At 36.6% G+C, this 12,865-nt stretch carries 13 protein-coding genes; 10 read left to right on the top strand and 3 right to left on the bottom strand.

Translation table 11 applies throughout. The features are described from left to right. Positions 1-83 precede the first annotated feature (83 nt). The 7 genes from IWC72_RS01145 (at position 84) to IWC72_RS01115 (ending at position 6,685) form a co-directional block, all read left to right on the top strand. Positions 84-1,265 (top strand): AIR synthase related protein, encoded by a 1,182-nt coding sequence (locus tag IWC72_RS01145; RefSeq protein WP_194528549.1) that lies wholly within the window; start codon positions 84-86, stop codon positions 1,263-1,265. A 50-nt stretch (positions 1,266-1,315) separates the two neighbouring features. Next, a complete protein-coding gene (locus tag IWC72_RS01140; RefSeq protein ID WP_194528548.1) occupies positions 1,316-1,768 on the top strand; it encodes a QcrA and Rieske domain-containing protein in 453 nt (150 codons plus the stop codon). 28 nt (positions 1,769-1,796) lie between these two features. After that, positions 1,797-2,231: a thioredoxin family protein gene (locus IWC72_RS01135; RefSeq protein ID WP_194528547.1), complete on the top strand. Its 435-nt coding sequence runs from the start codon at positions 1,797-1,799 to the stop codon at positions 2,229-2,231. Further along, a complete protein-coding gene (locus IWC72_RS01130; protein ID WP_317171375.1) occupies positions 2,228-3,229 on the top strand; it encodes an FAD:protein FMN transferase in 1,002 nt (333 codons plus the stop codon). Before IWC72_RS01135 ends, IWC72_RS01130 begins: the two co-directional genes overlap by 4 nt. Positions 3,230-3,368: 139 nt before the next feature. Further along, entirely contained in the window at positions 3,369-4,445 is a 1,077-nt protein-coding gene (gene prfA / locus IWC72_RS01125; protein WP_194524431.1) for a peptide chain release factor 1, read from the top strand. 48 nt (positions 4,446-4,493) lie between these two features. Then, a complete protein-coding gene (gene pyrF, locus IWC72_RS01120) occupies positions 4,494-5,303 on the top strand; it encodes an orotidine-5'-phosphate decarboxylase (protein ID WP_194524430.1) in 810 nt (269 codons plus the stop codon). Between the two features lie 593 nt (positions 5,304-5,896). Further along, complete coding sequence (locus IWC72_RS01115; protein ID WP_194528546.1) at positions 5,897-6,685, top strand: alpha/beta fold hydrolase; 789 nt, start codon at positions 5,897-5,899, stop codon at positions 6,683-6,685. 264 nt (positions 6,686-6,949) lie between these two features. Here IWC72_RS01115 and IWC72_RS01110 read toward each other — a convergent pair whose 3' ends face one another. From IWC72_RS01110 to IWC72_RS01100, 3 genes are all read right to left on the bottom strand, one after another. Beyond that, positions 6,950-7,654, bottom strand: a complete 705-nt coding sequence (locus IWC72_RS01110; RefSeq protein ID WP_194524428.1) for a DUF4197 domain-containing protein — start codon at positions 7,652-7,654, stop codon at positions 6,950-6,952. Positions 7,655-7,756: 102 nt separating this feature from the next. Next, positions 7,757-8,608: a formyltetrahydrofolate deformylase gene (gene purU, locus IWC72_RS01105; protein ID WP_194528545.1), complete on the bottom strand. Its 852-nt coding sequence runs from the start codon at positions 8,606-8,608 to the stop codon at positions 7,757-7,759. Positions 8,609-8,696: 88 nt separating this feature from the next. After that, entirely contained in the window at positions 8,697-9,050 is a 354-nt protein-coding gene (locus tag IWC72_RS01100) for a hypothetical protein (protein ID WP_317171374.1), read from the bottom strand. 186 nt (positions 9,051-9,236) lie between these two features. Here IWC72_RS01100 and IWC72_RS01095 point away from each other — a divergent pair, with 186 nt between their 5' ends. The 3 genes from IWC72_RS01095 to IWC72_RS01085 all read left to right on the top strand — a co-directional run bounded on the left by IWC72_RS01095 (position 9,237) and on the right by IWC72_RS01085 (position 12,821). After that, complete coding sequence (locus IWC72_RS01095; RefSeq protein WP_194524425.1) at positions 9,237-9,683, top strand: Lrp/AsnC family transcriptional regulator; 447 nt, start codon at positions 9,237-9,239, stop codon at positions 9,681-9,683. A 114-nt stretch (positions 9,684-9,797) separates the two neighbouring features. Further along, entirely contained in the window at positions 9,798-11,867 is a 2,070-nt protein-coding gene (locus tag IWC72_RS01090) for a T9SS type B sorting domain-containing protein (RefSeq protein ID WP_194528544.1), read from the top strand. A 129-nt stretch (positions 11,868-11,996) separates the two neighbouring features. After that, positions 11,997-12,821, top strand: a complete 825-nt coding sequence (locus tag IWC72_RS01085) for a mechanosensitive ion channel family protein (RefSeq protein ID WP_194524423.1) — start codon at positions 11,997-11,999, stop codon at positions 12,819-12,821. Positions 12,822-12,865 lie beyond the last annotated feature (44 nt).

Below are 12,865 nucleotides of genomic sequence, written 5' to 3'. Positions count from 1 at the left end.
CAATTTAAGAACTTTTAGAAAGTTTTTTTTGTCAAGCGATGATTATTCGGTGAATACCTTATTTTTGCCAAAAAGCCGTTATAATGAGTTCGTCTACTAGTGAAAGATACAGCCAAAGAGGAGTTTCCGCCTCAAAAGAAGATGTGCACAATGCAATTAAGAATATTGATAAAGGACTCTTTCCTAAGGCGTTCTGTAAAATTGTGCCGGATTATTTAACGAACGATGATGCGTATTGTTTGGTAATGCACGCAGATGGTGCTGGCACCAAATCATCATTGGCTTATATGTACTGGAAAGAAACAGGTGATATTTCTGTGTGGAAAGGTATAGCTCAAGATGCGCTTATTATGAACATAGATGATCTTATCTGTGTGGGTGCTACTGATAATATTATGCTTTCTTCTACTATAGGGCGTAATAAAAACTTAATTCCAGGTGAGGTAATATCCGAAATCATAAACGGTACTGAAGAGCTTATAAATGATTTGGCGGAGCATGGTCTAACCATCCGTTCTACAGGTGGTGAAACAGCAGATGTTGGGGATTTGGTACGTACTATAATTGTAGATTCTACGGTAACAGCTCGCTTAAAGAAAAAGGACGTTATAGATAATGCTAATATTAAGGCAGGAGATGTAATAGTTGGTTTAGCATCGTTCGGTCAAGCTACTTATGAGAAAGAATATAACGGAGGTATGGGCAGTAATGGACTTACTTCTGCCAGACATGATGTTTTTTCAAAGTATCTAGCTGAAAAATACCCGGAGAGCTTTGATGCTTCCGTACCTGAGGATTTAGTGTATTCCGGCAGTACAAAATTAACGGATAAAATTGATGAAAATGTACCATTGGATGCTGGTAAGTTGGTGTTGTCTCCAACTAGAACCTATGCGCCAATTGTAAAGAAAATTTTGAATAAATATACCTCTGAAGATATTCATGGAATGGTGCATTGTAGTGGCGGTGCCCAGACTAAAATCCTTCATTTTGTAGATGAACTTCATATTATAAAAGATAATCTTTTTCCTGTTCCTCCTCTTTTTAAATTGATTCAAGAACAATCGGGTACGGATTGGAAAGAAATGTATCAGGTGTTTAACTGTGGTCATCGTCTTGAGATTTATACTAATGAGAGTGTGGCCAAAGATTTAATCGCTATTTCAGAAAGTTTTGGTGTAGATGCCCGGATTGTAGGTAGGGTAGAAGCTAGTACTTCTAAGAAACTGACTATCCAGAGTACTTATGGTAAGTTTGTTTATTAAGGTATACGAATCGTTTCAATACTTCGTTGTCTATAGTAAACAGTAGTACTATGGAAAGAAAACACTTTTTGAAAACCTTAGGAGCTAGTGCTGCATTTGCTCTTGCTTTTCCATGTTTGCATGGTTGTTCTAGTGACAATGAGGATGAAATTGAGGGTGAAGGCAACACTCCCGTACCTACCGGAATTGATTTTACTTTAGATTTAGAAGCTTCAGAAAATGCAAAACTTGCAGAGAACGGCGGGTTTATATTGAAAAATTTAGTCGTTGTAGCTAGGAATTCGGAAGGAGAATTTGTTGCAGCTAGTCAAGTTTGTAGTCATCAAGGCTATGAAGAAGTGCGTTTTGTTGATTTGGATGGTGGTATCTTTTATTGTGATGTACACGGGTCTCGTTTTGAGCAAAACGGAACGCCAATCAATAAGGTAGATGGGGCAACAGCAAAAACATTGAAGATTTTTAAAACCGAATTAAACGGTAATATGTTACGCGTATTTGAATAAATGGCATTGATTTTGTCTAAGACATAGTATGAAAAAGTTTTACTTCTTGGTATTTATGATAATTGCAACGTCGCTTTCTGCCCAAAAATGGGAAGATAGCTACCAAGATGCCGTGGCTCTTACAAAAAAGGAAAACAAGAATTTGCTACTTGTTTTTGCGGGCTCGGATTGGTGTGGACCTTGTATAAAGTTAGATAAGACCATATGGCAATCAGAAGATTTTAAAAAATTTGCAGAGACCGATTTGGTTCTTTATAAAGCAGATTTTCCAAGAAAAAAAGCGAATAAACTTAATCAGGAGCTTATAGCTCAAAACAATGATTTAGCGGAAAGGTATAATTCAAAAGGTCATTTTCCTTTAGTTGTTCTGTTGAATGAAGATGAGAAGGTTATTGGAAAAACGGGTTATCTAAAGCTTTCCCCCGCAGAATATATAACACACTTAAAATCTATGTTTGAGTGAGACAGGTGATTTACATACTTACTTTTCTCTTCTTTTCTAGTGGTTTTGCTCAAGAAAAGAAACTTGTAACTGTCCATAAGGCTATGGAGCTTATGGGTACACGGTTTGATGTTACTGTGGTGTCTAGTAATGAGGATTTAGGGTATATAAATATTGAAGAGGCTACAGCAGAGATTCAGAGAATCGAAAATATGATTTCGGCATGGAATCCGGATTCAGAAACTTCATTAATAAATTTAAACGCTGGTGTAAAGCCTGTAAAAGTGAGTCAAGAGTTGTTTATGCTCATTGAAAGGGCGAAGCAGATTTCTGAAATCACTGATGGTGCTTTTGATATTTCTTTTGCTTCCATGGATAATATTTGGAGGTTTGATGGTTCCATGACTGAATTTCCTCCCTATGAAGCGGTTCGTGAATCTGTGAAAAATGTAGGTTACGAAAACATAATTTTGGATCCGTTGGAGAAAACCGTTTACCTGAGTAAAAAGGGAATGAAAATATCCTTTGGAGCTATAGGTAAAGGCTATGCAGCAGATAAGGCCAAGGAGCTTTTAGTGTCTAAACAGGTGCTTGGTGGTATAATTAATGCTGCTGGTGATCTTACAACATGGGGGACGAAAGCAACCGGCGAAAAGTGGTTGATTGGTATAGCAAACCCATTAAGCGATGAGAAGATTTTTTCTTGGCTACCTATTGTTGAGTCTTCCGTAGCCACATCTGGGAATTCTGAAAAATTCGTCATTTTTGATGGGCTTAAATATTCTCATATTTTAGATCCTAGAACGGGCTACCCTTCTTTAGGGATTAATAGTGTTTCAATTTTTGCAAAAAGTGCAGAGTTATGTGACGCCTTGGCTACAGCAGTTTATATAATGGGTAAAGAAGAAGGGCTTGCTTTAATAAACCAGTTAGGTGGTACTGAAGTTATTTTGGTAGATGCCGCTAATAAGGTCTATACGAGCAGTGGTATTCTGTTGGATGAATTGCCTAAAGATTAATTGCTTCACAACTATATATTTCTAAAATATAAAGAAGATGTTATTTGTATTCAGATGAGATAAGCTTTTCATCAAAATGAACGAATATCAATAAATGTACAAATTTGTCGTAAATTCGCATCACAAGTGATGCAAGATAATGATAGATAAACTTAATATAGTAAAGCAGCGTTTTGATGAGGTTTCTGACCTTATTATTCAACCGGATATTATTTCGGACCAGAAGCGCTATGTAGGATTAACCAAAGAATATTCCGATTTAAAAGAGCTTGTTGCAAAACGTGAAATCTACGTTGAGCTTATGGATAACATTCAAGAGGCTGAAGAAATTATAGCTGATGGTAGTGATGCCGAGATGGTAGAAATGGCCAAAATGCAATTAGATGAGGCAAAGGGAGGTCTTCCGCAGCTAGAAGAAGAAATAAAGTTAATGCTCATACCAAAGGACCCTGAAGATGCCAAAGATGTGGTTGTTGAAATCAGGGCCGGTACGGGTGGTGACGAGGCTAGTATATTTGCAGGAGATCTATTTCGTATGTATACCAAGTATTGCGAAGGTAAAGGTTGGAAAACCAATGTTATAGATTTAAGTGAGGGAACTAGTGGTGGTTATAAAGAAATTCAGTTTGAAGTTACCGGTAAGGACGTATACGGAACTCTAAAATTTGAGGCTGGTGTACACCGTGTGCAACGTGTGCCACAGACAGAAACTCAGGGTAGGGTTCATACTAGTGCCGCAACGGTAATGGTGCTTCCCGAAGCCGAAGATTTTGATGTACAGATTGAACCTAAAGATGTCCGAATAGATTTTTTCTGTTCTTCGGGACCAGGGGGTCAGTCGGTAAACACTACGTACTCTGCAGTGCGTCTTACGCATATTCCAACAGGATTGGTAGCGCAGTGTCAAGATCAAAAATCTCAGCATAAGAACAAAGACAAGGCTTTTAGGGTATTACGTTCGAGATTGTATGATCTTGAGCTTGCCAAAAAACAAGAAGAAGACGCTGCAAAACGTAATTCTCAGGTAAGTAGTGGTGACCGTTCCGCAAAGATTAGGACATACAATTATCCGCAAGGGCGTGTTACCGATCATCGTATTGGATTAACGCTTTACGATTTGCAAAATATTATTGATGGTGATATTCAAAAAATTATAGAAGAACTTAGTTTTGTAGAAAATACTGAAAAACTGAAAGAAGCTTCTGAGATTTTTTAACGGACAGCCTTTTTTTTAGAAGCATAACTTTATAGCCGTAGCGTTTCTATGACCACTGAACAACTTGTTGCCCAAATTAGAAAGAAAAAATCATTTCTATGCATCGGTCTTGACACCGATTTGGAAAAAATCCCACCTCATTTGTTAGCCGAGGAAGACCCCATATTTGCCTTTAATAAAGCGATTATTGATGCTACGCATGATGTTTGTGTGTCCTACAAACCTAATATCGCTTTTTATGAAGCATATGGTATTAAAGGGTGGCAATCATTGGAGAAGACCATTAAGTATATAAACAGTAAGTATCCGGAGATTTTTACCATTGCAGATGCTAAACGTGGGGATATAGGAAATACTTCTACGCGTTACGCAAAGGCGTTCTTTGAAGACATGGAGTTTGATTCTGTTACGATTGCTCCGTATATGGGAAAGGATTCTGTTGAGCCGTTTTTAGCTTTTGAAAATAAACATACGATTCTCTTGGCACTAACATCAAATATTGGTGCTTTTGACTATCAGACAAAGTTGGTAGATGGCAAAGAGTTGTATAAAACGGTTTTGGAAACTTCTAAGACCTATGAAAACTCTAAAAATCTAATGTACGTAGTAGGCGCAACAAAAGCGGAGTACCTAAAAGATATCCGAAAAATTATTCCTGAAAGCTTTTTGTTGGTGCCAGGAGTTGGCGCGCAAGGAGGAAGTTTAAAAGATGTCTGTGAAAATGGAATGAACGAAAACGTAGGTCTTCTTATAAATTCGTCGCGAGGAATTATATATGCCTCAACGGGTTCGGACTTTGCAGATGCAGCAAGACACAAGGCTATAGAGCTACAACGTCAAATGGCCGAACTTTTATAATTTCTGAAGAAATTATTTCATCATATTTTCTAAAACTCTCTGAATCTTCTCAGCTTTTTGCTCGAAAAATTCTACCAATTTAGTATCGGCGTATTTCATATCGTTAGCTTTCCCTAAGAAAGTTTGATACTGGTGTTCTAAAAGTGATATCGCGTTTCTGTTTGAAGCGATTGAGGTAACTGTACCTACCTTGCAATATTGATTTTCCATAGTATTAAAATGCTTTGTTACAAATATACGGACAGAAATACGCTTTGGATCTCAATAATCGCTGTATATGGCAAAAATTAAGTTGAATTGATGATTTATTAACAATTCATAAATGGAATGCTTGCGAATCTCTTTTTGTAGTTGTTAATAACTCCTTTTTTCTTGTGGTTTTGTCAAATCCATTTCGTTAAAACAATAAGATATTAACAATCCTTTTTAGGTGGTGTAGGGGTTTGGAAATCAGATTCTTAGTTTTTGCTTGTTTTTCTTGAATTTTTCGTTTTAAGATGTTGTTGTGGATTATATTTTTTGCTCAAACTAAAAATGGATCAAAAGATTTAATACATTGCAAGATTCCTTAATGGAAAAAACGAGAGAACACTTTGCTGAATTACGTAACATATTTACATCAAGAATCAGATTCTTGGGTCACCTTTGTGCATGGAGCTGGAGGCAGCTCTTCTATTTGGTACAAACAACTAAGGGAATTTAGAAAACACTTTAACGTTTTGCTTCTAGACCTTAGAGGTCATGGTGATTCTCAACCTGGCTTAAAAGATGCCTTTAATGATAAATATACTTTTGATTATATAACAGAAGATATCTTAGAGGTGTTGGATTTTCTTAAAATTCAAAAATCTCACTTTATAGGTATTTCTTTGGGTACTGTTCTTATCAGAAATTTAGCAGAGCAATATCCCGAACGAGTGGAAAGCATGGTGTTGGGCGGCGCTATTATTAGGTTGGATATGCGCTTTAGAATTTTAATGGGCTTTGGTGGTCTGTTCAAGTCGTTAGTGCCTTATATATGGTTGTATAAGCTATTTACTTTTGCTATTATGCCAGATGGTAATCATAAAGAATCTAGATTGCTTTTTGTTAGAGAGGCAAAAAAGATGTACCAGAAAGAGTTTGTGCGTTGGTATAAAATGGGTTCACAAATTAATAGATTATTGCGCTTTTTTAGAGCGGGAGATATCAATATTCCAACCTTATATGTAATGGGTGGAGAGGATTATCTTTTTCTTCCATCTGTTAAGAAAATGGTCCAGAAACAAACACAATCTAGTTTATTGACTATAGAACATTGTGGTCATGTGGTGAATGTAGAACAACCACAATTGTTTAACCGCTTTGTCATTGATTTTGTTTCTGATGTAAATAGAGGGTAATTACTTCTTTCTATACTAAACCGAAGCGCTACAAAATTTTCTGATCTTAAATCCTTTCTACCTTAAAGGAAAACAAAAAAACCGGTGCTCCCACCGGTTTTAAACTAACTAACTCAAAAATTACTAACTCAAAAAATTCAGTATCATAATCTCTAATTTTTAACAATCAACAAGGTCTTAGAGATTTGTAGTTTGTAAAGACTACTTATGAATTTAACGGGTTAATTTTCAAGTTATTGTAGGATTTGTGTAAAATATTTTTCATTAGTCTTGTAAGCTAAAAACACGCTTTAAAAGGTCTGTTGTTCTTGATGCTGTATTGTTCCTTATTTCCTTTTCTTCTACGGCAATCATAGTGTAAACTCCGTTAAGTGCTTCTTGAGTAACGTAGTCCGTTAAATCAGGATTTACTTTTTTGGTCAGGGGTATATTATTGTATTTGGTAATAAGGTTGCTCCAGATTTTATCAGCCCCTACTTTGCTAAAAGAATTTTTAATTACCGGGTTGAATTTTGCGTAAAGTTGTGTTTGGGTAGCTGAGGTTAAATATTGTGTAGCTGCATTGTCATTACCTAATAAAATGTTCTTTGCATCATTAAAAGTAATCCCTTTGACTGCATCAACAAAAATAGGGGTAGCTTCACCTACGGCATCTTCGGCAGCTCGGTTTAAAACTTTAAGACCTTCATCGGCTAGGCTACCGAGACCTATGTCTCTAAGGGTTTTGTCTACTTTTTGAAGTTCTTCTGGTAGTAATATTTTTACGGCTTCGTTCTTTAAGAATCCATCTTCTTGAGTAAGTTTGCTCACTTGGCTTTGAATACCCTTGTCCAGGGCTTGTCTTAATCCGGCGGCAATTTGGTCATTGCCTAGTCCTGCTTCGCCCTGCGGTAATTGGTTAACGACCTGTTGAAGTTCGTGGCATGACGTTAGGCTCAATGCGAAAAATAATATGATAAGTTTTTTCATAGTCTTGTTTTAGGGTTTGTATCATGAAAGATATGGGGATATCTTACTCAATAATTTATAGTTAATGGTATTAATACTATAGGAATTCGCTTTAAATATATATTACGAAAAAATCACGGTCTTATTGTTGTAAACCATGGTCTTTCTAAGGATGTGTAGTTTTATAGCTCTTGACAATACTATTTTTTCTAAATCCCGACCTTTCGCAATAAAGTCTTTGATGCTGTGTGCATGGGTTACAGTGGTAACATCTTGCTCTATAATAGGGCCTGCATCTAATTCTTCGGTAACATAATGACTGGTGGCACCTATAATCTTAACGCCGCGTTTATAAGCTGCGTGGTACGGTTTGGCACCAGCAAATGCCGGTAAGAATGAGTGGTGAATGTTGATTATGCGATTAGGAAAGTTACTTATAATTTTAGGGCTAACAATCTGCATATATCTGGCTAAAACAATAAAGTCAACACCGTATTCTTTTAGGAGTCCTAATTGTTTTTCCTCGGCTTCAGCTTTGGTATCCTTGGTTACCGGAATGTGGTAATACGGAATGTTAAACTGATCGGAAATAAATTTAAGATCGGGGTGGTTACTGATAATGAACGGAATTTCAACATCAAGTTCATTTGAGTTAAACCTGCTTAAAATATCGTAAAGACAATGATTGTATTTAGATACAAATAAAGCCATTTTGGGTTTTATACCCGCTTCGTGCATGCTCCACTGCATATTATATCTATCAGCTAATTGATGCTGAAACTCTTGTTTAAAGCTATCGGTAGAAAAAGTGGGATTTTCAAAATCACTGTCCAATCGCATAAAAAACACGTTGGTTTCTTTATCAACATGTTGGTCTAGGTAAACGATATTCCCTTTATGTTGGTGTATAAAGTTAGTGGTAACACTTATGATTCCCGCTTGATCGGGGCAATGAATAAGAATTGTTGTTTTCAAAGTCAATAGTTTAAAATCCAAAATTAAAACTTTAAACTAACAATTTTAGTATAACCTAAATTTTAAAACAAAATGAATGACAAGAAGTTTAATTAAAATAATTGGCCCCTCCATCAGGAAAAGAGCTTCTCCATTTTTTAAAAGAACGTCTAAAACTTTTTATTTCCGTTCTCAGGAGATTTAGGTATTCCTTTTCTTTTACGCCATCATTTTCTAAACCATTGCAATAGGAGTTAATGTTGCGTATCATTATATTAATGAAACTAGCACTCTTCATGCGCTCTATATGGCACCCGCTTATTTCTGCGGATGCAATTTTTTTTGGAATAAGTATAGCATCTGTCAACAAGGAGTCTGCAATGCTATCTCTGTGGCTATTAGATTGATAGAGTTTTAAAAGGTCTTTGTTCAAGGAAACGTACGACGCAATTTCTCTGCTCATATGGCAAAGTTCTAAGGCTTTTTTGTAGACCGGTAAGGTACGAAGGTTCTTGTAAGACATTTTTCTTTCGCTAACAATTAGGATTAATAAAGTTACGGCCAGTTTTGAAGTTTTACCTTTAGAATCAATAGCTATTTTGTATTTTAGCTTTGGATAATAAGCTATTTTTAAAATTAAGGCTCGAAAATGAATATAGATGATTTAAACTGGAAAATACTCAAACGTCTTCAGGCAAATGCACGTGAAACCTTTGCGGATATAGGAAGACAAGTAGGGCTTACAGCGCCTGCTGTGGCGGAGCGAATAAAGAAGATGGAGGACCTAGGAATTATAGAAGGCTATATTACTAAAGTTTCTCACGCCAAGACAGGTCATCACTTAAAAGCAATTATAACTTTACGGGCTTTTATGGGGAAATTAAAGCCATTTTTAGAGACTGTAAAAACATATAAGGAGGTGGTAAACTGTTATCGTATTACTGGAAATGAGAATATTGTTATGGAAGTAGTTTTAAGGGATCAGTTCCATTTAGAGCGGTTTATAGATAAACTTATTCAGTACGGGGAGACACGCACGCATATTATACTTTCTAATGTGGTGTCTAGCGCTCCCATAGGTAAGGATACCTTTTAAAAACAGAAGCGGATTAACAATTACATAACCGGTATATTATAAAAGAAGTGCTAAAAACCAATGAAGAGTTTCTTATATTTAGCATTCCGGTTTTCCGGAGTCAGACTATAGAAAATGAAAATAATAAGTGTTTTACTGGTGCTATTGTCCTCCTATGGGCTGTGGGGTCAAATTAGTGTTGATGATACCAGCTATTCGGTAGAGGAGTTGGTGAAAGATGTCCTGATCAATAGTAATTGTGCAGAAACAACTAATTATACTTCAAAAACCGGTTTAGAAGAAGGTCTGAACGGTATAGGCTATTTTAAGGCCAATGACTCTGGTTTCCCTTTTGAAGAAGGAATTGTTCTTAGTACAGGACGAGCCAAATTAGCCGAAGGTCCTAATAATGATATTCATGATGGAGGGAGTGAAAATTGGCCGGGAGATGCTGATTTGAGGTCTATAACGGGTTCAGATGCACTTTATAATGCTTCTTATATACAATTTGATTTTGTTCCCCATACCAATCACATCAGCTTTAATTTCTTATTCGCATCAGAAGAATATCAGGAAAATTTTCAATGTACATTTGGAGATGTTTTTGCCTTTATATTGACGGATGCGCAAGGTATTTCTACAAATTTGGCGGTAATTCCCAATAATAAGTTGCCTGTTAGCGTAACTACTATCAGGCCTGGAGTAGAAGGAGAGTGTGGTGCTAGAAACATTACTTATTTTGATAAGATAAACGGACTTGGTTCGGCCATATCTTTTCATGGGCAAACCACTAGTTTAACGGCAGAATCTCCTGTAGTGCCCAACAGTTCATATACTATTAAGTTGGTCATTGCGGATAATAGGGATTCAAAAGTAGATTCAGCTGTTTTTTTAGAAGCGGGTAGTTTTTTGTTAGGGTATGATTTAGGCGAAAATAGGACTGTTGCCAGCGGAAACCCAGCTTGCATTAACGAGACTATAGCTTTGGATGCAACCGTAGAAGGTGTTACGGATTACAAGTGGTATAAAAATGATGTTGAAATTACAGATTGGTCAGGGGTTTCCCAGGTAGCTGTTACGGAAAGTGGTGCTTATAGCGTAGAGCTTGTTTTTTCCGAATCGTGTGTGGCTACCGGAACATTGGAAGCTGAATTTATTCCCGCTCCGGTAATTGATGCTGAGCCGGATTCATTGTTTTTCTGTGATGTTGATGCCAATGGTAACGAGGTGGTAGATTTAACGGTTAACGGCCAATATATTCTAGGAGGGCAGGATATTAATGTGTATCAAGTTACTTATTATTTGTCTCTAGAAGAAGCTGAAGCCTTTGAGAATGCCATTGAAAATCCGGAAACCTATGAGCTGAAAAAGGCAAAAGAAACTGTCTATGCAAGGATATCCTCTGGAAACAGTTGTTATGAAGTTACTGCGTTTGAGGTGAGTTTGTTAGGACTTGATTTTCAAACGGAGTTGCAAGAGGAGTACATTCTTTGTTTAGGAGCTAATGCGGAAACTTTGGAACCATTACCGGTTTTAAGTACAGGTCTTTCGCCGGCCATTTATAAATTTACTTGGTATAGGGAAAGTGTTTCAGCAGACAATTTAATAGTAGGCGCAACGGATGCTTCATATACAGCAAGTGAAGAAGGAACTTATGTGGTAAGTCTTCAGAATATTGAATTGGGGTGTGAATTTCCTTTATATACACAGGTAGTTACTTCGCCGCAAGCAGAGGTTTTTGAAGTGGTGTTTATTTCTGATCCTTTTACGGATAATAATATAGTAGATATTACTGCTGAAGGGCAAGGGAGCTACCTTTATAGTGTTGATGATTCTAATTTTTCTTCGGAACATAGGTTCGAAAATTTAAGTCCGGGAGAGCACGTGGCATATATTACGGATATTCATAATTGTAGTGTTCTTTCCAAGGAATTTATGGTAGTGGATTATCCCAAGTTTTTTACGCCTAATGGAGATGGAGTAAATGATGTGTGGTCTATCGTTGGGTTTCCCCAGATTGAAGACCCAGCTGTTAGTATTTATAACCAATATGGAGCGCTGCTCCATCAATTAAACGGAAATTTTGGATGGGATGGTACTTTTAATGGAAAGAATGCCCCTTCCAGTGATTATTGGTTTAAAGTAGAGTATACCAAAGACGGGGGCAGAAAAGAGTTTAAGGGTCATTTCTCCTTAAAAAGATGACAGAATTTCTTTATGTTTCAATAGGTCTTGCTCTATTGTTATATGTTGTTTTGCCCAGTTTTCTATATAAAATGTATAAAAACATGAATTTTATATAGGAGTAAGCGCTCTAATTGTTAATTTTAATTCATGGATTTGGATAAAATAAATGAGTACGCTCAGATTGCCACAGATAAGGCTGTTTTCTACGTGCCTCGAATTTTCTTAGCAGGACTCATTTTATGGATTGGCTTTAAGCTTGCCAAGAAAATAGTAGAGCTTGTTAGAAAAGCTTTGGAGAAAACCGGGTTTTCGGAAACTTTACGCCCGTTTTTATCGTCTATAGTAGGGGTGTTGTTAAAAGGAACGGTTCTTTTTGTTATAGCAACTGTTCTAGGTGCAGATCTCACAGGGCTTTTTGCAATATTGGCAGCTGCTGCTTTTGCGGTAGGTATGGCCCTACAGGGTAGCTTGGGTAATTTTGCTTCTGGTATTTTAATATTGACTCTAAAACCTTTTAAGGTAAGTGATTGGATTCAAGTAGATGATAAGTTCGGTAGAGTGGTAGAAATTGGTATTTTTAGTACAGATGTCCTTACGCCAGGTAATAAAATATTGATTATTCCTAATTCAATGATTACTGAGTCTGTGGTAACTAACTATTCAGAAAAAGGGATGATTAGGTTAGAGTTAGAAGTGACTATGCCTTATGAAGAAAGTTTTCCAAAGGTAAAGCAGGTCCTAAGAGATGCTTTAAGTGAAGTTGAAAAAATACTACCAGAACCGGCTCCTGAAATTGGGATTTTAGATTTTGATTCTCATAACGTACAGCTTATTGTGCGGCCATTTGTTTTGCCAGATGATTTTTGGGAAGTAACCTTTAATGCCAACAAGTCTATTAAAAAGGCCTTTAGCGCTCATGATATTAGAGTGGCTTACTCAGAAGGTGTAGAAATAGGTAAAATAGGAGAATAGGTATATCTTTCTTTATAACTATGATACTTACAGGTAACAAAGAT

This window comes from Zobellia roscoffensis, assembly GCF_015330165.1.
In the GTDB taxonomy this organism is placed as follows: Bacteria; Bacteroidota; Bacteroidia; order Flavobacteriales; family Flavobacteriaceae; genus Zobellia; species Zobellia roscoffensis.
This window is presented reverse-complemented; position numbering and strand designations above follow the sequence as displayed.